The organism is Methylobacterium sp. 001424705, assembly GCF_059816145.1.
On record NZ_JCBANU010000001.1, the window covers coordinates 437,346 to 458,419 of the forward strand.

At 72.2% G+C, this 21,074-nt stretch carries 16 protein-coding genes; 12 read left to right on the plus strand and 4 right to left on the minus strand.

Annotated features, from left to right (window positions below):
- Positions 1 to 4: 4 nt before the first annotated feature.
- The 3 genes from AC6EUL_RS02055 to AC6EUL_RS02065 form a co-directional block, all read right to left on the minus strand.
- Entirely contained in the window at positions 5 to 2,503 is a 2,499-nt protein-coding gene (locus tag AC6EUL_RS02055; RefSeq protein ID WP_499868546.1) for a heavy metal translocating P-type ATPase, read from the minus strand.
- Between the two features lie 164 nt (positions 2,504 to 2,667).
- Positions 2,668 to 4,965 carry a PBP1A family penicillin-binding protein gene (locus tag AC6EUL_RS02060; RefSeq protein ID WP_499868548.1) on the minus strand — a complete coding sequence of 766 codons (2,298 nt, stop codon included), beginning with the start codon at positions 4,963 to 4,965 and terminating at the stop codon, positions 2,668 to 2,670.
- A gap of 247 nt (positions 4,966 to 5,212) precedes the next feature.
- Entirely contained in the window at positions 5,213 to 5,857 is a 645-nt protein-coding gene (locus tag AC6EUL_RS02065; protein WP_056270948.1) for an HdeD family acid-resistance protein, read from the minus strand.
- Positions 5,858 to 6,077: 220 nt separating this feature from the next.
- Here AC6EUL_RS02065 and AC6EUL_RS02070 point away from each other — a divergent pair, with 220 nt between their 5' ends.
- The gene (locus AC6EUL_RS02070; protein WP_499868549.1) at positions 6,078 to 7,349 is read left to right on the plus strand and encodes an HlyD family secretion protein; all 1,272 of its coding nucleotides are present in this window, start codon (positions 6,078 to 6,080) and stop codon (positions 7,347 to 7,349) included.
- Positions 7,346 to 8,986, plus strand: a complete 1,641-nt coding sequence (locus tag AC6EUL_RS02075) for a DHA2 family efflux MFS transporter permease subunit (RefSeq protein WP_056212622.1) — start codon at positions 7,346 to 7,348, stop codon at positions 8,984 to 8,986. Before AC6EUL_RS02070 ends, AC6EUL_RS02075 begins: the two co-directional genes overlap by 4 nt.
- Position 8,987: 1 nt before the next feature.
- Here the strand turns inward: AC6EUL_RS02075 and AC6EUL_RS02080 are convergent, their stop codons facing one another.
- Positions 8,988 to 10,175, minus strand: coding sequence for a transglycosylase SLT domain-containing protein (locus tag AC6EUL_RS02080; RefSeq protein ID WP_499868551.1), 1,188 nt, complete (start codon positions 10,173 to 10,175; stop codon positions 8,988 to 8,990).
- 314 nt (positions 10,176 to 10,489) lie between these two features.
- On the opposite strand from AC6EUL_RS02080, the gene AC6EUL_RS02085 reads away from it, so the two are divergent.
- The 10 genes from AC6EUL_RS02085 to AC6EUL_RS02130 are packed head-to-tail and all read left to right on the plus strand — an operon-like array spanning position 10,490 to position 21,071.
- Entirely contained in the window at positions 10,490 to 11,680 is a 1,191-nt protein-coding gene (locus AC6EUL_RS02085; RefSeq protein ID WP_499868553.1) for an inositol-3-phosphate synthase, read from the plus strand.
- Positions 11,680 to 12,603, plus strand: a complete 924-nt coding sequence (locus AC6EUL_RS02090) for a hypothetical protein (RefSeq protein ID WP_499868555.1) — start codon at positions 11,680 to 11,682, stop codon at positions 12,601 to 12,603. Before AC6EUL_RS02085 ends, AC6EUL_RS02090 begins: the two co-directional genes overlap by 1 nt.
- Positions 12,604 to 12,634: 31 nt before the next feature.
- Complete coding sequence (locus AC6EUL_RS02095; protein WP_499868557.1) at positions 12,635 to 13,819, plus strand: class I SAM-dependent methyltransferase; 1,185 nt, start codon at positions 12,635 to 12,637, stop codon at positions 13,817 to 13,819.
- Entirely contained in the window at positions 13,819 to 14,835 is a 1,017-nt protein-coding gene (locus AC6EUL_RS02100) for a Gfo/Idh/MocA family protein (protein WP_056212631.1), read from the plus strand. The genes AC6EUL_RS02095 and AC6EUL_RS02100 overlap by 1 nt, the downstream gene beginning before the upstream one ends.
- Positions 14,836 to 14,854: 19 nt before the next feature.
- Complete coding sequence (locus tag AC6EUL_RS02105) at positions 14,855 to 16,444, plus strand: YcaO-like family protein (protein WP_056381489.1); 1,590 nt, start codon at positions 14,855 to 14,857, stop codon at positions 16,442 to 16,444.
- Entirely contained in the window at positions 16,441 to 17,286 is an 846-nt protein-coding gene (locus AC6EUL_RS02110; protein ID WP_499868560.1) for a sugar phosphate isomerase/epimerase family protein, read from the plus strand. Before AC6EUL_RS02105 ends, AC6EUL_RS02110 begins: the two co-directional genes overlap by 4 nt.
- A complete protein-coding gene (locus AC6EUL_RS02115; protein ID WP_499868561.1) occupies positions 17,283 to 18,506 on the plus strand; it encodes a glycosyltransferase family 4 protein in 1,224 nt (407 codons plus the stop codon). Before AC6EUL_RS02110 ends, AC6EUL_RS02115 begins: the two co-directional genes overlap by 4 nt.
- A 4-nt stretch (positions 18,507 to 18,510) precedes the next feature.
- Positions 18,511 to 19,275, plus strand: coding sequence for a PIG-L deacetylase family protein (locus tag AC6EUL_RS02120; RefSeq protein WP_499868563.1), 765 nt, complete (start codon positions 18,511 to 18,513; stop codon positions 19,273 to 19,275).
- Positions 19,265 to 19,975 carry a uracil-DNA glycosylase gene (locus tag AC6EUL_RS02125; protein WP_499868565.1) on the plus strand — a complete coding sequence of 237 codons (711 nt, stop codon included), beginning with the start codon at positions 19,265 to 19,267 and terminating at the stop codon, positions 19,973 to 19,975. The genes AC6EUL_RS02120 and AC6EUL_RS02125 overlap by 11 nt, the downstream gene beginning before the upstream one ends.
- Before the next feature lie 58 nt (positions 19,976 to 20,033).
- A complete protein-coding gene (locus AC6EUL_RS02130; protein ID WP_056270971.1) occupies positions 20,034 to 21,071 on the plus strand; it encodes a lysylphosphatidylglycerol synthase domain-containing protein in 1,038 nt (345 codons plus the stop codon).
- The last annotated feature ends 3 nt before the right edge of the window (positions 21,072 to 21,074 follow it).

The following is a 21,074-nucleotide window of genomic DNA, read 5'->3' on the forward strand; positions in this document are numbered from 1 at the left end:
GCGCTCACGCCCCCGCTCCCGTCGTCGACGCCGTACCGCCGGCCCGGCGCAGCCGCAGGGCGTTGGCGAGGACGAAGACGCTCGACAGCGCCATGGCGCCCGCCGCCAGGACCGGCGAGAGCAGCGGTCCGCCGACCGCGTGGAGCAGCCCCGCCGCCACCGGAATCAGCGCGACGTTGTAGGCGAAGGCCCAGAACAGGTTCTGGCGGATGTTGCGCATCACCGCGGCCGAGAGCCGGATCGCGGTGACGAGGCCCGAGAGGGCGCCCGACATCAGCACCACGTCGGCGGCCTCCACCGCGATGTCGGTGCCGGTGCCGAGGGCGATGCCCACATCGGCCTCGGCCAGGGCCGGCGCGTCGTTGATGCCGTCGCCCACGAAGGCCACCGCGCCGTGGCGGGCACGCAGGGCCTGCACCGCCGCGACCTTGCCGCCGGGGAGGATCTCGGCCGAGACCGACGTGATGCCGAGGGTGCGGGCCACGGCCTCGGCCACCGCGCGGCCGTCGCCGGTCACCATCGCCACCGCGAGGCCGCGGGCGCGCAACGCCGCCACGGCCTCGGCCGCGCCGGGCTTGATCGGGTCCGCCACCGCGACCAGGGCGGCGAGGCGCCCGTCGAGGGCGATGAAGAGCGGGCTGCGGCCCTCCCGGGCGAGGCGGTCGGCCGCGTCGTCGAGGTCTCCGGCCGGGATCGCAAGGCGGTCGAGGAAGCGCCGCGCGCCGACGACGACGGCGCGGCCGTCCACCGTCCCGGCGATGCCGTAGCCGGGCTCCGCCGCGAAGGCCGTGACCGTTCCGAGGGCCAGGCCCCTGTCCGCGGCCGCCGCCACGAGGCTGCGGGCGACGGGGTGCTCGGAGCGGGATTCGAGGCTCGCGGCGAGGCGCAGGGCCTCGTCCGCCGCGACGCCCGGCCCGGCGACGAGGTCCGTCAGGGTCGGGCGGCCCAGGGTGAGCGTTCCGGTCTTGTCCAGGGCGACGACCCGGACCGCGCGCAGGCGCTGGAGCGCGCCGCCGTCGCGGAAGAGCACGCCGAGCTCGGCCGCGCGGCCGGTGCCCACCATGATCGAGGTCGGGGTCGCGAGGCCCATGGCGCAGGGGCACGCGATGATGAGCACCGCGATGGCGTTGACGAGGGCGAGGCCGAAGGCGGGGCTCGGCCCGAAGGCCAGCCAGCCCGCGAAGGTTGCCGCCGCGGCGGCGATGACCGCCGGCACGAACCAGCCCGTCACCCGGTCGACCACGGCCTGGATCGGCAGCTTGGCGCCCTGCGCCGCCTCGACCATGCGGACGATCCGGGCGAGCACGGAGTCGGCCCCGACGGAGTCCACCCGCAGGTCGAAGCTGCCATGGGTGTTGAGGGTACCGCCCACCGCGCCGTCGCCGGGCGCCTTGGCCACCGGCACCGGCTCGCCGGTGATCATGCTCTCGTCGACGTAGCTCGCCCCGGAGACCAGGACGCCGTCGGCGCCCACCCGCTCGCCCGGGCGGACCCGGACCACGTCCCCGCGCCGGAGGCTCGCCTGGGCCACCTCCGTCTCGACGCCATCGCGGATCACCCGCGCGGTGGCGGGGCTGAGGCCGACGAGGCGGGCAATGGCCGCGCCCGTCCGCCCCCTGGCCCGCGCCTCCAGGGTCCGGCCGAGGAGGATCAGCGTGACGATCAGGGTCGCGGCCTCGAAGTAGAGGTGGGCCGTCCCCGCCGGGAGAAGCGCCGGCGCCAGGACCGCGACCAGGGAATACAGGTAGGCGGCGCCGGCCCCGAGGGCCACGAGGGCGTTCATGTCCGGGTGGCCGCGGACCAGGGCGGGCAGGCCCTGGCGGAAGAAGCGGGCCCCGGGTCCGGCGAGCACCAGGGTAGCGAGCCCGGCCCGGAGCCCGCCGGCCCAGGCGCCGAGGGCGCCGTGAACCGCGTGGCCGAAGGCCGGGACGAGGTGGCCGCCCATGTCGAGGACCACGATCGGCGCCGACAGGAGCGCCGCCGCGACGAGGTCCCGGCGCAGGGCCGCGCCCTCCTGCGCCAGACGGGTCTCCCGGGCCGCGACCGGCGCTTCGGCCGGAGCCTGCGGCTGGTAGCCCGCCTTCGCGACCGCCGCCTCCAGGTCCGCGCGCGCCACCAGCCCCTCGGGGTGGCGCACCGTGGCGCGGCCGGTGGCGAGGTTGACCGTGACCGCGGCGACGTCCGGGACGGCGACCAGCGCGCGCTCGACCCGCCCGACGCAGGCAGCGCAGGACAGTCCGGCGATCTCCAGGGTGGTGACGGCCTCCGGCACGGCGTAGCCGGCCCGCGCGACGGCCTCCACCGCCGCGGCACCGGGACCCGGCAGACGCAGTTCGGCCCGTCCGGTGGCGAGGTTGACCGAGACCTCCGAGGCTCCCGGCAGGGCGCGCAACGCCCGCTCCACCCGCCCGACGCAGGAGGCGCAGGTCAGCCCCTCCACCGGGAAGCCGAGCCGCCGGCCGGGCGTGGGAATCGTGGCGTCGAGGGTCGGGCGCTTGTCCATGTCCTCCCATGTGGGGGTTCCCATGGTGGGAAGGTCAAGGGCCGGGCGGGGGTACTGACCGGACCGGTTCCGCCCGGTCGGCGCGCCGCATCCGCGGGAGGGGGGCCAACGCATCGCGGAACGGTGCGGAACGCGATGTTCCGCTCAGCCCAGGATTCCGGCCCCTACCGCCGCCGGCCCCAGATGCCGGCGCGCTCGGAGCGGGCCTGCTCCTCGGCGGCGAGGAGGTCGGCCGGCGCGTCCTCGGCGGCGCGGGCGCCGCCGGCCGTGAGGATCAGGGCGGCGAGGTCGTCGCCATCGATCTGGCAGCGGAGCTGCTCGCCAGCCGCCTCGGCCCCGGAGGCGGGGGCGCAGGTCACCTCGCGGCGGCGCAGGTAGCGGGCGAGCTGCCGGGCGAGCGCCCCGCCCTCCCCTTCCACCCCGAGGAGGCGGACGGTGCGGCCGCGGAAGGCCAGGGTGCCGGTGTCGACCACCTCCGGTACGCCGCGGATGCCGGGCGCGGCGGCGCTGGCGGCGACCTCGCGGGCGGGCGCCGGCTCGGCCCGGGCCGGCTCGCCCCGCGCCGCCGAGGGGCGCTTGCGGCCCTTGGCCAGCTGCGCCGTCGCCCGCTGGACGAAGTCGTGGAAGATGCTCGCCGGGAGATCGCCGCCGCCGACGCGGTTCATGGAGGCATTGTCGTCGTTGCCGACCCAGACGCCCACGACGAGGTCCGGCGTCATGCCGATGAACCAGGCATCGCGATAGTCCTGGGTCGTCCCGGTCTTGCCGCCCACCGGCAGGCCGGCGACCCGGGCGGCCTTGCCGGTGCCGCCGTCGACCACGGCCTGGAGGGAGTCGAGCATCATCGCCCGGGCCTCGGTGGGGATCGCGGTGCCGCCCTTGGCGTCGGCGCGCAGGTAGAGCGGCTGCGGCTGGGCGCCCCGGATGGCGTGGACGCTGTGGGTGTCCACCGGCGCGGCCCCGGCCAGCACGCCCGCATAGGCGCGGGTCATCTCCAGCAGCGTCACCTCGGCCGAGCCGAGGGCGAGGCTCGGCACGTTGGGCAGCTCCGCGGTCACGCCCATCCGGTGGGCGGTGGCGATGACCGCCGGGATGCCGACCTCGTCGGCCAGCTGCGCCGCCACCGTGTTGATCGACTGCGCGAAGGCGCTGCGCAGGGGCATCGCGCCCTTGAACCGGCCCGTGGAATTCTGCGGTTCCCAGTCGCCGATCTGGATCGGCCGGTCGACCAGCACCGTGTCGGGGTTGAAGCCGTTCTCGTAGGCCGTGAGGTAGACGAACAGCTTGAACAGCGAACCGGGCTGGCGCTTGGCCTGGGTGGCGCGGTTGAACTGGCTGTCCTCGTAGTCGCGCCCGCCCACCAGGGCGAGGATCGCGCCCTCCTTGTTGAGCACCACCATGGCGCCCTGGCCGGCCTTCTTCTTGGGCCCCTCGGCGTCGAGGCGGCGGGCGACGACGCCCTCCGCGAGGCTCTGCAGGTCGAGGTTGAGGGTGGTGCGCACGGTGACGTCGCCCGGCGCGTCGGCGAGCTTCTTCGACTCCGCCGAGACCATGTCCAGGAAGTAGTTGGTGCCCGGCGGCGTCTCGGGGGGCGTGCGCAGGGTGATGGTCTGGGCGCGGGCCTTGTCGGCCTCGGCGGCCGTGATCGCGCCGGTCTCCACCATGGTCTGCAGCACCACGTCGGCGCGCTCCTTGGCGCCGCCGAAGTTCCGGGTCGGGGCCAGCTGCGAGGGCGCGCGCACGAGGCCCGCCAGCATCGCGGCCTCCGGCAGGGTCAGGGCCTTGGCCCCCTTGCCGAAGTAGCGCCGGGCGGCGGCATCGACGCCGTAGGCGCCGGCCCCGAAATAGGCGGTGTTGAGGTAGCCGAGCAGGATCTCGTCCTTCGACATCGTCGCCTCGACGCGCAGGGCCAGGAACGCCTCCTGGATCTTGCGGCGCAGCGACTTCTCCTGGTTCAGGGAGACGAGCCGGGCATATTGCTGGGTGATCGTCGAGCCGCCCTCGCGCACGCCGCCGCCGACGGCGTTGCGGTACAGGGCGCGCAGGAAGCCGCGCGGGTCGAGGCCCCAGTGGGAGCGGAAGCGTCGGTCCTCGATCGCGATGATCGCCTGGCCGAGATGGGCCGGCATCTCCGCCGCCGTCAGCTTCTGGCCCTGGAACGCCCCGCGGGTGGCGAAGACCCGGCCGTCATCGGCCTCGACGGTGAGCGCCCGCTGGCCCGCTTCCGGCACCACGCCGCCCAGGGGCGGCAGGGTGGCGAAGCTGTAGAGGACGAGCCCGGCCAGGGCCAGCAGCGGCAGCAGGACGACCGCCAGGGCCGCGGCGCGCCAGGGATGGCGGCGCAGGCGGGCCGGCCAGCCGGCGGCGCGGGGCGCCGGCGCGCGTGCGGGCGCGGGCGTCGGCCCCGCCGCAGGCGCGGCGGTGGACGGGGGCGGAGGTCCGGCCGGCGCGCGGGGGCGCATGCGGTCAGCCCATCCCCGCCAAGCTGGCCCCGCCGCCCGTGCCGCGCCGGCGGCCCGGCGTCCGGCACCCCGTGCCGCACCGACGGCGAGCACGCCGAGCTGGCGGCCGAGGGTCCGCGCCGCTGCCGCGGCTTCCCGCGCCGCGGCGCGGGTGTCCGCATTGTCCGGCCCGGCGGCGCTCCGGGGCTCGGGCGGCGAAGCGCCCCGCGGTGTCCCGCCGGTTCTAGACCATCTCGCGCGGCCAAAGCTACGCCGTTCCGGGGCGCCCCAGGGGGCCGGGCCGGCCCGCTTCCGCGTGGCGGCCGCGCAGGCGGAAGGCCAGGAGCACCAGCAGGATTCCGAACACCATCGTGTAGCTGCCGATCCACCAGGTCAGGACCAGGGCCGACATGCCGGGATCGACCAGGAGCGCGATGCCGAACAGGATCGAGACGACGCCGCCGAGCACCAGCCACCAGCGCCCGTAATGGGCATGCAGGCGGAAGCCCGCCGCCACCATGAGGCCGCCGGTGACGAGGGCCCAGAACGCCACGAGGTAGACGAAGGCCCAGACGGCCGCCGCCGGGACGAGCACGGCGGCGACGCCGACGACGAGGTCGAGGAGCCCTTCGAGGAGGAGGAAGCCCCAGCGCTCGTGGCGCTGGGCGGCCCGCACCGAGGCGATCACGCCGACGATGCCGTCCACCAGCATGTAGGCGGCGAAGAACAGCACGAGGGAAAGGACGAAGGCGCCCGGCGCCACGAAGGCGATCAGCCCGAACAGGATCGCGACGACCCCGCGCAGGGCCATCAACCACCAATTGCGGGCCAGCACCGTGCTCATCGCGTCGAGACGGTCGAGGCCGCCCGGACCGGCGGCACCCGGTGGCGACAGGGAAGAACCGGCTGTCATACGCGCCTCCTGCAGGTTGCGGACGAACCGGGATCCGGCCCGTCAAACCCGAAAACGCGCGCCGGATTTCGGACGTTCCGTCGGGCCACGAACGGGGCTCGCAAACGTCATGCGCACTGGGAACAATCGCCGGCGCTACTTCTTGTTGTCGCCGAGGCGGGAGTTTCGGGCGGCGCGGTTTCGATCGCGCGGCCCCTGGGCGCGTTCGGACGGTTCGTCGATGCTTCAGGATCAGCAGGCCGTGGGGCGCCAGCCCGCACGGGGCGACGCGGTGCGGCCCTCCGACCCGGAAGGGGCCGATCCGCAGGAGACGGCGTCCGCGACGAGGTCCCCCGGAGAGGCGCCTCCCGGCGAGACCGAGCCGGGCGCGGAGTCCGGCGCGCCCGAGAAGTCCGGCTCGTCCGAAAAGTCCGGCTCGGGCGAGGAGTCCGCTGCGGCCGAGGAGTCCGACGCGGACAGCAAGCCGAACATCCTGCGCCGGCATCCGTTCTGGGCCCTTGGCATCACCGTGGCGGTCGTCGCCGTGGCGGCCGGCGCCTACGTCTACTGGCTGACCCGCCTGCACCCGTTCGAATCCACCGACGACGCCTTCGTCGATGCGCGGCAATTCTCCATCGCGCCCAAGGTCGCCGGCTACATCGTGGACGTGCCGGTCACCGACAACCAGCATGTCGAGACCGGGGCCGTTCTCTTCCAGATCGACCGGCGCGACTACGCGGTGGCCCTGGCGCAGGCGAAGGCGCAGGTCGCCTCGGCCGAGGCCTCGATCCGCAACTTCGAGGCGCAGATCGAGGGCCAGAAGGCGCAGGTCGCCGCCTCCCAGGCGGAGGTGACGCAGGCCGAGGCCTCGCTGAAATTCGCCCGGGAGGATGCGGCCCGCTACCGGGACCTCGCCGAGAAGGGGGCGGGCACGATCCAGCGCTCGCAATCTTCGTCCTCGACCCTCGACCAGCAGCAGGCCGCCTACGATCGCGCGCGGGCGACCGTCGTCGCGGCGCGCACCCAGGTCGGCGCGCTCAATGCGCAGAAGGCGGGGGCCGAGGCCAGCCTCGCCACCGGCAAGGCCCAGGTGGCGCAGGCCGAACTGAACCTCGGCTATACCACCGTCAGGGCGGCCCAGCCGGGCCGGCTGGTGCAGCTGTCGGGCGCCAAGGGCCAGTTCGCCCAGGCCGGGCAGACGCTGTCGACCTTCGTGCCCGACGACATCTGGGTGATCGCGAACTACAAGGAGACGCAGATCACCGACATGCGGCCGGGCCAGCACGCCGACATCGAGATCGATGCCTATCCCGAGCGCAAGATCACCGGCCACGTGGAGTCCGTGCAGCCCGGCTCCGGCACCGCCTTCAGCCTGCTCCCGGCCCAGAACGCCACCGGCAACTACGTGAAGGTGGTCCAGCGCATCCCGGTGAAGATCGTCGTCGACCAGTGGCCCACCGATGTCGCCATCGGCCCCGGCATGTCGATCGTGCCGCGGGTCCACGTCCGGTGAGCGGTGCGGCTTCGCAGGCGGGGGGCAAGGCGGGGGGCAAGGCGAGCGACGCGTCGGGGGCCTCCGCCAAGGCGCCGGGCGGGCACAACCCCTGGGCGATCGCCCTCGTCGTCTCGCTGGCGACCTTCATGGAGGTGCTCGACACCACCATCGCCAACGTGGCCCTGCGCTACATCTCCGGGGGCCTGGCAGTGGGCCCCGACGAGGCCGCCTGGGTGGTGACGAGCTACCTCGTGGCTAATGCCATCGTGCTCACGGCCTCGAGCTTCCTCGCCAAGCGGTTCGGCCGCAAGGCGTTCTTCATGTGGAGCATCGCGCTCTTCACCGTGGCCTCGGTGCTGTGCGGCTTTGCCTGGAACCTCGAATCGCTCCTCGTCTTCCGCGTGCTCCAGGGCTTGGGCGGGGGCGGCATGGCGCCGCTGGCCCAGTCGATCCTGGCCGATTCGTTCCCGCCGGCGAAGCGCGGCCAGGCCTTCGCCCTCTACGGCCTCGCCGTGGTGGTGGCACCCGTGATCGGCCCGACACTGGGCGGCTGGCTCTCCGACAACGTCTCCTGGCACTGGTGCTTCCTCATCAACGGCCCCATCGGCCTGATCGCCCTCGGGCTGATGCATGTGCTGCTGGAGGACCCGCCGGGGGCGGCGGCGGAACGGCGTCGCCTGCGCCGCGCGGGCGTGCGCTTCGACCTCGTGGGATTCCTCCTCGTCGCCACCTTCCTGGGGTCGCTCGAGGTCGTCCTCGACGAGGGCCAGCGCAAGGACTGGTTCGGCTCGACCTTCATCATCGTGTTCGCGGCGATCTGCGTCGTCGCCTTCGTGGCGATGATCCCCTGGGAGCTGACCCGGAAGAACCCGGTCGTGGACCTCCGGCTCCTCGGCAGCCGCCAGTTCGGCGCGTGCTTCCTGGTGATGATGGCCACCGGCGCGATCCTGATCGCCACGACGCAGTTCGTGCCGCAGCTGGTGCAGGAATATTACGGCTACACCGCCACCCTCGCGGGCCTCGTCCTGGCGCCCGGCGGCCTCGTCACGGTGTTCATGATGCTGGTGATCGGCCGGATCTCGGGCAAGGTGCAGCCGAAATACCTCATCGCCCTGGGCGCCGCGATCGTCTCCGCGGCGATGTACGACCTCACGCGCCTCTACGGCGACACCAGCTTCTGGTTCTTCGCCTGGTCGCGCATCTATATCGGCATCGGCCTGCCGATGATCTTCATCTCGATCACCGCCGCCTCCTACGAGGGGATCGACAAGGGGCAGACCGACCAGGCTTCGGCGCTGATCAACGTCGCCCGCAACGTCGGCGGCTCGATGGGCGTGAGCCTCGCCCAGAACGTGCTCGCCTACCGGCAGCAATTCCACCAGAGCCGGCTCGGGGAGAGCATCTCCGGCGCCAACCCGAACTACCAGGAGACCCTGCGGGCGGCGACGCAGTACTTCCAGGCCCATGGGGCGTCCGGCGTCGAGGCGCAGAACCAGGCCATCGCCTGGATCGGCCAGCAGCTCCAGACCCAGGTGGCGTACTGGGGCTACATCGACGTGTTCTGGTCGCTCTGCCTCGTTTCGGGGGCGGCCGTGCCGCTCGCGATGATCCTCAGCAAGGTCAAGCTCGGCGGGGGCGCGCCGGCCGGGCATTGAGTCAGTCGGCCGGCGTGGTCGCCTCGGTGACGTGGACGCGCGCGGCCGGCGCCGGGGTGGGGGCCGCGTCGGTCTCGATCTCCATGAGGGTGACCTCGGATTTCAGCTCGGGTCCCGCCAGGGCGGCCACGCCCTCGTAGCGGTCGAGGCGACGGTCGATCATGCCGCCGATCTTCTCGCGCACCTCGGCGACCGTGAGGCTGCGGCGGCCCTTGCCGGCCTTCTCGGTGAACAGGCTCCGGTTCGCCTTCGCCGCGGCCTTGAAGACCTGCTTGGCGACCTGGCCCGGCTTCTCGGCGGTGAGTTCGAGGAAGCGGCCGGCGCTGGCGGTGCCGAGGAAATGCGCGAAGTAGAGCTCGGCGGTGGAGAGGTCGCGGCCGATGCGCTGCTCGATCCGGCCCTTGTCGCGATTGATGAGCTCGCCCGCCATCAGGGCGGCGACGTAGGGGTCCTGGCGCAGGCGCAGCACGCGGGTCCGCACCGCCTCGTCGGCGATCGTGATGGCACTGCCGCGCCCCTTCACCGCCGCCGCCTCGTCGGCGAGGCCGTGGCGGGCGCCGTAGGTGCGGATGAGTTCGAGCCAGGTGCCCGACAGGAACTGGAACAGGCCCTCGGCGGAGGAGGTCGAGGCCTTCACCGTGGTCGAGAAGCTCGATTCCTTGTCGGCCAGTGCCATCATGTAGGCGGGATCGACCCCGGTTTCGGTGGCGGCCCGCAGGATGGTGTCGACGATCTCGCGCGGCACGGCCATGTCGCCGAAGCGCAGGCGCTCGGCGCCGGCGGCGTCGCGGCTCGGGGCGAGGGCGGCGAGGTCGCTCTCGATCAGCGACAGCGTCGCGGGTTCCTGCTCGACCACGGGAACCCCGGCCCAGTCGGCCGCGTTGGGGGCTTCAGGTGCGGGCGCGGACTGCTCCCGGACGAGGGTCTGCGCCGTCAGGGCGCGCTCGTCGATCCGGTCATGGGCCGCCGCGGCGGGGGCCAGGGCGTTCTGCGGCAGGGCGCCGCCCAGCAGCGCGCCGGTGACGAGCGTCGCAAGGGTCCGGCGGCGGAGAGTGGCGAAGGTCCGGCGCGTCCTGCGCTCGGTCCGCGGCAGCCACGCCACGGTCAGATCTGCGTTGAAGGTCTCGTTGGGCACGAGACGGCTCACGTCGTCGGCGCAGAGCGCCGGCTCCGGGAAAACCCCCATCATTGGTCCTTGTTCGTACCGCTGCCTTCGTCGGGCGCGGCTTCGTTGTCGTTCAGCGAGGGGACGTCTCGCCGGCTGCTGTGACCAGAATGGGACAGCTCCGTGATTCAACGATGGCAGGCTTAACGTTGGGTTAAGCCCTTGTATTTACGAATTTTTAACGCCTCGTTCGGAGGCCGTTCAGGCGCACCGCGTCAAAAAGGCGTCCTGGCCAGGGTTGGAACGCAACCCCGGAAGCCCAGTTAGTGAGGGCTGAGCGGAACGGCCCCCAGGTTGGGACAGGCTCCCGTTCGCCTAAAGAAGGAAGCCGTTTCCCAATGAGCATGCAGACCGGTCGCCGAGTCGGCGTTGCTTTCGTTGGCATGGGTGGCGCTGTCGCCACCACCGCCATCGCAGGCATCGAGATGATCAAATCCGGATCGAACCGCCTCGATGGCCTACCCCTGGCGGGCGTCTCGGTCGCCGGAATGGCCGACTACAAGGACCTTGTGTTCGGCGGGTGGGACCTGAACGACGATGACCTCGCCTCCGCCGCAACCGGGCACGGCGTCCTCTCCGGCCAGGACATCGAGAACGGTGCCCAGGTCCTGAAGGGCATCAAGCCCTGGCCGGCCGTCGGCAGCGCCAAGTTCTGCAAGAACATTGAGGGTGCCAACCGCATCGTCGCCAAGGATCACCGCGAGGCGGTCTCCGTCATCGCCAACGACCTGCGCCGCTTCAAGGCCGAGAGCAATCTCGACGAGGTCGTGGTGATCAACCTCGCCTCCACCGAGCGCTGGCCCGACCTCTCCGACCCGACCCTGAACTCGACGGCCGCCTTCGAGAAGGGCCTCGACAGCAGCGACGAGTCGATCAGCCCGGCGATGCTCTACGCCTACGCGGCGATCAAGAGCGGCGTCCCCTACGCTAACTTCACCCCCAGCGTCGCCGCCGACGTGCCGGCCCTGCTCGAACTCGCCAAGGACCTGAACGTCCCCGTGGCGGGCAAGGACGGCAAGACCGGCCAGACCATGATGAAGACGGTGCTGGCCCCCGCCCTGAAGGCGCGCGCCCTGCACGTCGATGGCTGGTTCTCCACCAACATCCTCGGCAACCGTGACGGCCTCGCGCTGAACGACAAGGACTCGCTCCAGTCGAAGCTCAACACCAAGGGCACGGTGCTCGACTCGATCCTCGGCTACCCGGTCGAGGACCACCTCGTGCACATCCACTATTACCGTCCCCGCGGTGACGACAAGGAAGCCTGGGACAACATCGACGTCACCGGGTTCCTGGGTCAGCGCATGCAGATCAAGGTCAACTTCCTCTGCAAGGACTCGATCCTGGCCGCTCCCCTCGTCATCGAGATCGCCCGTGTTCTCGACCTCGCCAAGAAGCGCGGCGACGGCGGCCCCCAGGAGCAGCTCTCGAGCTTCTTCAAGGCGCCCATGGTGAAGAACGGCCACGGCCCCGAGCATGATTTCGGCAAGCAGCAGACCATGCTGCTCGAGTGGCTCGGCGCCCACTGATGATCGCCCAGACGGAGGGCGCCGGTCCCGCGGCCCCGCTGGCGCTTCGCGCCCTCCTCGTCGAGGTCAACGACCTCAAGCGCGTGCACTCCGCCGGGCGCACCGGCTCCATCGCCGAGCGCCTCTTCGCGCAGGGCTGGAGCGCCCTCACGGGGGGCGCCGCGCCGGAGGCCGTGGCCCTCGACATCACCGCCAAGGCGCTCGCCGCCGCCCGCCTCTGCGACCTCGACGCGGCCTTCCTGGCCTCCGCGGGGCTCGAGGCGGGCGAAACGGCCGACGTCCTGGTGGCGGGCTTCGATGCCGTCACCGACAGCGTCGAATCCGGCCTGCGGGACCGCCTCCGGGCGGCCCTGCGCGCGCCGTCGGGCTTCGGGCAGGGGCCCCTCCCGGGCTTCGTCGCCGCCCTGGCGCATCAGCCCCGCGCCGGCGTCACCTGCCCCGGCAAGCCCCGCATCCTGCTGGAGCCGCCGGAGAACCACGCCGAGCACTGCCTGATGGTGGCGGTCTACGGCGTCGTGCTGAGTCCGTTCTACCGGGCCGACCCGACCCAGGTCTTCCTGGCCGCCATGGCCCACCACTTCCACAACGCCGCGATGCCGGATGCCGGCTTCACCGGCGAGATGCTCCTCGGCAACCACCTCCTGCCGATCATGGCCCGCACCACGCGATGGGCCCTGGACGAACTCGATCCCGAGCTGCGGGAGACCGTGGAGCGGGCGCGCGCCGTCCTGCCCGACGACGCCACGGCGGAGGGCCGCGCCTTCCACGCCGCCGACTGCATCGACCGCGTCCTGCAGATCGCCCAGCATCTGCGGGCCGCGACCCTGACCATGGGCACGATCCTCGACGAGATGGAGCTCGTCCACGCGGGTCCGGTGAAGGGCTTCCACGACCGCGTGCTCAAGGACATGCAGATCCCGTGATGTTTCCTCGCGACCGCGCGGGTGCCCCGTCATGATCCCCTTCGATCTTCGCTCGCCGGAGACCGGTGAGCCCCTCAAGGCCGACACCCCGCACTCGCTCCGAGACGGGGCGAGCGGGGCGCGCTGGCCCGTGATCGACGGCATTCCCTACCTGCGGACCAACCGCGCCGACCTCGTGGCCCAAACCCTGGCGCTGCTCGATTCCGGCGAGGCGAACCTCGCCCTCGAAGGTCTCCTCGCCGACCAGGACGACTGGTGGACGGGCCCACCGGCCGATCCCCTGGACCTCCACGAACTCGTGCGCGAGCGGGACAGACGCTCCCTGCGCGACGCGGTGCGGCTCCTCGGCTGGGGCCGGGTCGGCGACTACTTCCTGAATCGCTGGACCGACCCGACCTTCCTGGCCGGGCTGACGCTCCTCGAGGCCCACTGGAACGACCCGGTCTGCGTGTTCGAGTTCGCCTGCGGCATCGGCCACTACCTGCGCGAATTCCAGACCCGCGGCATCAAGGTCGCGGGCGCCGACGTCGTCTTCGCCAAGCTGTGGGTCGCCCGGCACTGGGTCGTCGGCAAGTCGGCCCAGCTCGTCTGCTTCGATGCGAATTCGCCCCATTGGCCGATCCCGGGCGCGCCGGTCGACCTCGTCGTCTGCAACGATGCCTTCTACTTCCTCGACCGCAAGACCGAGGTGCTGGAATGCCTGCGCCAGAATGCCGGTGACGACGGCTGGCTCGCCGTCAGCCACATTCACAACAGCGACCGCCCGGGATTCTCGGCGGGGCGCGCCGTCTCGGCCGCCGAGATCGACGAGCTCTTCCCCGACGGCCTCGTCTACGACGACGACGACCTGACCCGGGCCATGGTGGAGCGGCGTGCCCCCTCCCCCCGCAAGCCCCAGGACCTCACCGCCTGTGAGGCCTTCTCGGTGGTGGCGGGTCCCGGCATGCGCCCGGCCCCCCGCCGCGTGATCGATGGCATCACCGTGCCGCGCCCCGGCCGGAGCCTTCGGCTCAACCCGCTCTTCCTCTCCGAAGGCGGGGCGCGGCACGCGATCCGCTGGCCGTCCGAGCGCTACGAGGCCGAGTACGCCGCCCGCGCCACCTATCCGTCGACCTACACCGGGCCGGACACCCTGGATTGGCAGGGCGACCTCGACGCGCCCGAGGCCGACCGGGTCCGTGACCGGACCTATGTCGACCTGCCAGAGCGCTGGTGATGGGGGGTTCGAAGTGGAGCCCCGTCGCCTGGGGCATCGTCGGCTACGGTTGGGTCGCCCGCGACTACATGGCACCGGGTATCCGCGCGGCCGGGCACCGGCTCGTCGCCGTCGCCGATCCGGGCGAGGCCTCGCGCGCGGCGGCCGAGGCCGAGGGCGCACGGGCCTACGCGCGGCTCGAAGACCTCGTGAACGACCCGGAGGTCGAGGCGGTCTACGTCGCCACCCCGAACCACCTGCACCGGGAGGCGATCGCGGCGCTGGCCGGCTCCGGCAAGGCGATCCTGTGCGAGAAGCCGATGGCGGCCTCCCTCGACGATGCCGAGGCGATGGTCGCGGCCTTGGCGCGCGGCGACACCTTCTACGGCACTGCCTTCGACCAGCGCCACCACCCGGCCCACCGGGCCATGCGGGATGCCATCCGCGCGGGCCGCCTCGGCACCGTCACGGCGATCCGCATCGTCTATGCCTGCTGGCTGCCGCGCGCCTGGACCTCCTTCGCGGGCCAGGACAACTGGCGCATCGACCCGGCCAAGGCCGGCGGCGGCGCCCTGATGGATCTCGCCCCCCACGGCCTCGACCTCGTCGACTTTCTCCTCGACGAATCGATCCACGATCTGGCCGCCCTGACCCAGGCGCGGGCGCAGGACTACGCCGTCGACGACGGTGCACTCCTGATCGGGCGCACGCCCTCGGGCGTCCTCGCCAACCTGCACGTCGCCTACAATTGCCCGGACGCCCTGCCGCGCCGGCGCCTCGAAGTCACCGGCACCCAGGGCCTGCTCACCGCCGTCGACACGATGGGACAGGTGGCAGGCGGAACCCTGTCGTTCACCGACGGGTCAACCGGCGTCTCCGAAACTCTGCCCTTCGATGGGGAGGCCTCGCCCTTCCTCGAACAGGTGAAGGCCTTCGGCTCGGCCCTGCGCCGACCGGAGGAGCGCGAGGCCTACAGCGCAACGCGCGACCTTCACACCATGCGCTTGCTGGCCCGCGCCTACGAAGCGTCGGCCTGAACAACGGAAACGCACGACCGTGAACGAGCAGGACCAGGACGACCGCGCCCGCCACAGCCGGATCAAGGCACCGCGCGCCTACACCCACGGCGCTCCCCGCCGGATCGAGGGACTGCCGGCCGCCCTGCCCGAGCCGGTGCGCGCCTATCTCGACATCCTGCCGGAGGGCCGCATCGTCGGCTTCCCCCTGGCGCCGCTGGACCGCACCGGCATCCCGGTCTGGTTCGTGTCGCTGTTCCTCGATGATCCGTTCTTCGTCGGCGCCATGCCGAGCGGCATCGGTTACGGCGCCACCGACGACGAGGCGATCATCGGCGCAGTCGCGGAGATCGCCGAGAACCTGATGCCCTCGCTCGCCGTGATGCCGCGCAAGAAGGAGCGCGCCAGTTACGACGACCTCGTGCGGGTCTACGGCGCCGGCGCGGTGGCTGATCCCCTCACCCTGTGCCTGCCCGCCGGCAGCCCGGTGGGGCGCGCCACCACCCTCGAATGGACGCCCGCCCTCCGCGCCCGCAGCGGCGAGACGGTGCTGATGCCGCTCGACATCGCCGCCACCGATTATTTCGAGCTGTCGGAGGGCTACAAGCCCTTCACCAACCTCATCACCAACGGTCTGGGCGCCGGGCCGGACGTCGACTTCGCGCTGGGCCACGGCCTGCTCGAACTCCTGCAGCGCGACGGCAACGGCCTCCTGTTCCGCGCCCTCGACCAGGGGGTGGTGCTCGACCTGTCGGAGGGCCTCGGCCCGGAGACGCGCGGCATGCTCGATCGGCTGGATTCCCTCGGGATCAAGGCCCTGCCGAAATTCGCCACCGACCAGTTCGGCCTGACCAACCTCTACGTCGTCGGCTACGACCGGAATCTGGCCGATACGCCGGTGCCGATCGCGCTCTCGGCCTGCGGCGAGGCCTGCGACCCGGACCGCGAGCGGGCGCTGCGCAAGGCGCTGCTCGAGTTCCAGGCCGCGCGCGTGCGCAAGGCCTTCGGCCACGGGCCGCTCGCCTTCGCCGAGCAGGTAACGCCGCCGGGCTATGTGCAAGCCTTCATCGACAAGGCCTTGCCGAGCCTCGATCTGGAGGAGAGCCGCGCCCTCAAGGCGATGCTCGAATGGATCGTGCAGCCCCCCGAGGGCATCGCCGCGACCTTGCGCGACACCGTCTATTCCGAGCGCGCCACCAAGCGCTTTTCGGAGTTGCCCACGACGCAGGCCCCGGACGGGCACGCACGGGGCCGCATCGCCCGCGAACGGCTGGAGGACGCCGGGTTCGACGTGCTCTACGTCGACTGCTCGCCGCCCGGCGGCCGGGTCGGCGTGGTCAAGGCCATCGTGCCGGGGCTCGAGGTCGAGACCATGAGCTATCACCGCATCGGGGCGCGCAACACGCAGAAGCTCATCGACCGCGACCACCCGCTGATCCGCTTCGGCGAGGCCACCGACACCCTGAAGCCCGTGCGCCTGACCCCGGAGGCGATCGAGCACTTCGGCGGGCAGCCGCTGTTCGACACCGCTCTGGCCGACCGGATCGTGGGCGCCCACTACCCGCTCTACCGCGAGCCGGAATCGCACCACGCGCCGTTCCGCCTGAGCCAGCAGGGCCGCGCCGCATGAGCCTGCGCTTCGCCTACAACACCAACGGCACCGCCCATCACCGCCTGGACGATGCGATCGACCTCATCGCCGAGGCCGGATACCAGGGCGTTGCGCTGACCCTCGACATCCACCACCTCGACCCCTTCGCCGAGACCTGGGTGCAGGAGGCGCAGCGGGTGTCGAGCCGCCTGCAGCGCCTCGGCCTCGGCTCGGTGATCGAGACCGGTGCCCGCTTCCTCCTCGATCCGAAGGCCAAGCACGAGCCGACCCTGGTCAGCGGCGACGCGTCCGGCCGGGCGCGGCGCATCGGCTTCCTCAAGCGCGCCGTCGACATCGCGGCGATCCTGCAGTCCGAGGCGGTCTCGTTCTGGGCCGGCGTGCCGAAGCCCGGCATCGATCCCGACGCGGCGAGGGCCTGGCTGCGCGAGGGCCTGACCGAGGTCGTCGCCTACGCCGCCGAGCAGAACGTCATCGCCTGCCTGGAGCCCGAGCCCGGCATGCTGATCGAGACCCTGGACGACTACGCCGCCCTGGACCTGCCGGGCCTGAAGCTCGCCCTCGACACCGGCCACTGCCTCGTCACCGGCGAGCGCGACCCGGCCGTCGCCGTCGGCGAGTTCGCCGACCGCATCGGCACCGTGGCCCTCGAGGACATGGCGCGGGGCATCCACGTCCACCTGCCCTTCGGCGAGGGCGACATGGACGTGCCCGGCGTGCTGGACGCCCTCGAGGCGATCCGGTTCGACCGGCTGATCTGCGTCGAGCTCTCCCGCGAGAGCCACCGCGCCGACCTGATGGTGCCGGCCTCGCTGAAATACCTCCGCGATTGCCGCAATCCGAACCCGGGAGCCTCCGCGTGAGGATCTGCTTCGTCTCGCGCCGCTACTTCCCGGCGATCTCCGGCATGAGCGTCTACGCGCAGAACCTGCTGCGCGAGCTGGTCGAGGCCGGCCACGACGTCACGATGATCTCCCAGTATCGCGGCGACGCCTTCGGCACCCGCGTCTATGGCGGCGGCCCGCCGCCCGACGTCCCCGGCGTCACCGTGATCGGCCTGGAACAGCTCGGCGAGCAGGAGAGCGGCGACTTCGAGCGCGACATCGACACGATGGTGGCGGCGATTCGCACCGAGCACGCGAAGAAGCCCTTCGACATCCTGCACGCGCAGTACGGCTACCCCACCGGTTGGGCCACGCTCCTGGCCTCGCGCGCCCTCGGCGTGCCGAACGTGGTCTCGATCCAGGGCGGCGACGGCCACTGGGTCGGCTCGTGCTGCGAGACCCACCGGGTCGCCATGTGCGAAGTCCTGGCCCATGCCAACGCCCTGCTGATCGGCGGCGCCTCCTTCGTCGGCGAGGTCTGCGACCGGCTCGGCTCGGACCCCGCCCGCTTCACCATCGTACCGGGTGCGGTCGACACCGCGCGCTTCACGCCCGGCCCCGATAACCATCCCGGCCCGGTGCGGCTGTTCTATCACGGCCGAGTCGACCGCCGGAAAGGCGTCCTCGACTTCATCGACGCCCTCGCGCTGGTGCGCGCCCGCGCCATCCCGTTCGAGGCGACCATCTCCGGCATCGGGCCAGACGTGGACTCGTCGAAGGCTCGCGCAGCGGACCTGAAGTTCTCGGAAGCCGAGATCCGCTTCACCGGCTACGCCGACTACGACACCGTGCCGGATCTCTACCGGGCGGCGGACGTCTTCGTCTCGCCGACCTATGCGGAAGGATTCTCCAACACGATCCTGGAGGCGATGGCCGCCGGGCTCGCGGTGGTCTCGACCCATGCGGTCGGCGTCTCGGACTGCCTGCGCGACGGCGAGAACGGACTCCTGGTCCAGCCCGGCGACGTACCGGCCCTGGCCGAGGCCCTGGCCCACGTCATCGAGGACGAGCCCCTGCGCCGGCGCCTGGCCGAGGATGGGCTCGCCGAGTGCCGGCAGGTCTATTCCTGGCGGGCGGTGGGCCGGCAGATCATGGACGTGTACGCGCGCGTGGCGAACGAGCGCCCGGCGATCGATTTCGCCGCGACCCTGCCGCACGACCCGTCCTGCCGCTTCCGCGCCGAACCGCACCTGCTCTGAGCCGATGCCCACCGCCCTCGCCCTGTCGCCGCATCTCGACGATGCCGCCTTCTCCTGCGGCGGGCTGCTCCACGCCCTCGGCCGGGCGGGTTGGCAGGTCGAGACCGTGACGGTGTTCACCGCCGCGGTGGCGAACCCGACCGGCTTCGCCCTCGCCTGCCAGACCGACAAGGGGCTCGGGCCCGAGATCGACTACATGGACCTGCGCCGGGCCGAGGATGCGGCAGCCGTGGCCGCCCTTTTGCTCGCACCCCCGCGCCATTGGCCCTTCCGCGAGGCGCCGCATCGCGGCTACGGCTCGGCGCCGGAGCTGTTCGGCGCGGTGCGGGCCGAGGACACCATCGTGCCCGACCTGACCCGCGCGATCCGAGCGCTCCTCGCCGAGACGGCACCCGACCTCGTCCTGGCCCCCCAGGGCATCGGCGGGCATGTGGATCACGTCCAGGTGGTCCGCGCCCTGGACGCGGCCGAGCCGACCGCGCCGATCCTGTGGTGGCGTGACTTTCCCTACACGGTGCGCAACCAGACCCCGAAGGAGCCCCTGCGCCCGCGCTTCGCCGATCTGCCGGAGACGGAATGCCGGTTCGGCCCCGAGGGCCGGGTGGCCAAGGGCGCGGCCTGCGCGGCCTACGCGACGCAGCTCGGCTTCCAGTTCGGCGGTCCCGAGGGCCTCGCCCGGCGCCTGGCGCAGGAGGACGGGCGCGAGCGCTTCCGCCGGCAGGGCACCCTGCCGGAAAGCCTGGGGCGCCTCGTCGCCGATGTCGGCTGAGGCGCCGCCCGCCGAACCAAAGAGCCTGCGCGACCCCGTCACCCTGGCCGCGCGCAAGTCCCGGCTCGACAGCCCCCACCTCGCCCCGATCCGCGCCCTCGGCCGGGCGGTCGCCGCGGCGCAGGGCGCCGAAGTCCCCGAGCCGGACCCCCTCGACGGCGGCGTCGCGGCCCGCCTGCTGCTGCTCCTGGAGACGCCGGGTCCGCGCATCCGCGGCACCGGCCTCGTCTCGCGGGACAACCCGACGGGCACCGCCGCCAACCTCTTCCGCTTCCTCGCCCAGGCCGGGATCGCCCGCCGCGACACCCTGATCTGGAACACGATTCCGTGGGTCATCCACGCCCCCGGCGCCCGCAACCGGCCCCCGCGCCGGTCCGAGGTGCGGCAGGCTCTGCCCTGGCTGGCGCCCCTCCTCGCCTGCCTGCCGCACCTGCGCGTCGTCGTGCTCTCCGGACGGGTCGCGGGCTTCGCGCAGTCGGACCTCGAAGCGTCGCGTCCGGATTTGAGGCTGATCCCGATTCCGCATCCGAGCCCGACCTTTGTCTGCACGGCGCCGAGCGTCGCCGCGCGCATCCGGGCGGGGCTGGCGGAGGCGCAAGCCTGCATCGCCGGTGGGCATTGCGCCTCCCTCGCTGGCAATTGCCGGCCGATGCCCCTAAATGCGGGCGACGGGCCGTGGTCCGGCACAAGCTCGGGTTGACCCCATGCCGCCGATGCGGCCGTGCGCGGGGAGCCCAGCGGAGGCGGACGCCGACACGATGAACTTTGCGAGACAGCAGAAGCAGATCGAGACGGCCGAGGCGCTCGCGCCCGAGGCGTCGCCGATCGACGCGGCGGAGACCGAGGCGCCGAAGGGCGGCCTGCGCGGTCGCTACGCCTGGCTCGGCACCATCGCCAGCCTCGCCATCCTGGCGGGCTCGCTGTTCGTCCTGTGGAAGCTCGTCGAGACGGTCACCTGGGCCGAGATGCACGCGGCCTTCACGGGCGCCTCGGCCGAACAGCTCGGCTTCGCCTTCCTGTTCGTCGGCCTGAGCTACCTCTTCCTCACCTGCTACGATGCCCTGGCCCTCCGGCAGCTCAAGCTGAAGGTTCCGTATCGAACGACGGCCCTGGCCTCGTTCACGAGTTACGCCGTCAGCTTCACCCTCGGCTTCCCGCTCCTGACGGCCGGGACGATCCGCTACTGGATCTACTCGAGCAAGGGGCTGGGAGCGGCCAAGATCGCCGCCCTGACGGTGATCGCGGGCTTCACCTTCTGGCTCGGGATGGGCGTCGTCCTGGGCCTCAGCCTCATCGTCGAGGCCGGCCAGCTCGCCGCCCTCACCTTCACCAGCATCGCGCTGAACCAGGGGGTCGGCTTCGGCGCCCTCCTCGCCGTGGTGGCCTACCTGCTCTGGGTCTCTCTCAAGCGCCGCCACGTCCGGGTGAAGAGCTGGCGGCTCGAACTGCCGGGCGCCTCGGTCTCTCTGAGCCAGATGGTGGTGGGCATCGGCGACGTCTGCGCGGCGGCCGCGACCCTCTACGTGCTGCTACCAGCGGGCACCTCCATCGGCTTCACCACCTTCGTGGCGATCTACGTCCTGGCGGCCATGCTGGGCATCGCCTCGAACGCGCCGGGCGGCATCGGGGTGTTCGAGGCGACGATCCTCCTCGCGCTGTCGAGCCTGCCCCGGGACCAGGTGCTCGGATCGCTGCTGCTGTTCCGGGTCTGCTATTATCTCGTGCCCTTCGTCATCGCGCTGGCCATGTTGACCGTCTACGAGATCGTCAAGCGCACCCGGGACGCGCGGGCCTGAGGC

Coding starts and splice junctions, on each gene's coding strand:
- AC6EUL_RS02055 (WP_499868546.1), bottom strand. CDS start 2,503: ATGGACAAGCGCCCGACCCTCGACGCCACGATTCCCACGCCCGGCCGG.
- AC6EUL_RS02060 (WP_499868548.1), bottom strand. CDS start 4,965: ATGCGCCCCCGCGCGCCGGCCGGACCTCCGCCCCCGTCCACCGCCGCG.
- AC6EUL_RS02065 (WP_056270948.1), bottom strand. CDS start 5,857: ATGACAGCCGGTTCTTCCCTGTCGCCACCGGGTGCCGCCGGTCCGGGC.
- AC6EUL_RS02070 (WP_499868549.1), top strand. CDS start 6,078: ATGCTTCAGGATCAGCAGGCCGTGGGGCGCCAGCCCGCACGGGGCGAC.
- AC6EUL_RS02080 (WP_499868551.1), bottom strand. CDS start 10,175: ATGATGGGGGTTTTCCCGGAGCCGGCGCTCTGCGCCGACGACGTGAGC.
- AC6EUL_RS02085 (WP_499868553.1), top strand. CDS start 10,490: ATGAGCATGCAGACCGGTCGCCGAGTCGGCGTTGCTTTCGTTGGCATG.
- AC6EUL_RS02090 (WP_499868555.1), top strand. CDS start 11,680: ATGATCGCCCAGACGGAGGGCGCCGGTCCCGCGGCCCCGCTGGCGCTT.
- AC6EUL_RS02095 (WP_499868557.1), top strand. CDS start 12,635: ATGATCCCCTTCGATCTTCGCTCGCCGGAGACCGGTGAGCCCCTCAAG.
- AC6EUL_RS02100 (WP_056212631.1), top strand. CDS start 13,819: ATGGGGGGTTCGAAGTGGAGCCCCGTCGCCTGGGGCATCGTCGGCTAC.
- AC6EUL_RS02110 (WP_499868560.1), top strand. CDS start 16,441: ATGAGCCTGCGCTTCGCCTACAACACCAACGGCACCGCCCATCACCGC.
- AC6EUL_RS02120 (WP_499868563.1), top strand. CDS start 18,511: ATGCCCACCGCCCTCGCCCTGTCGCCGCATCTCGACGATGCCGCCTTC.
- AC6EUL_RS02125 (WP_499868565.1), top strand. CDS start 19,265: ATGTCGGCTGAGGCGCCGCCCGCCGAACCAAAGAGCCTGCGCGACCCC.
- AC6EUL_RS02130 (WP_056270971.1), top strand. CDS start 20,034: ATGAACTTTGCGAGACAGCAGAAGCAGATCGAGACGGCCGAGGCGCTC.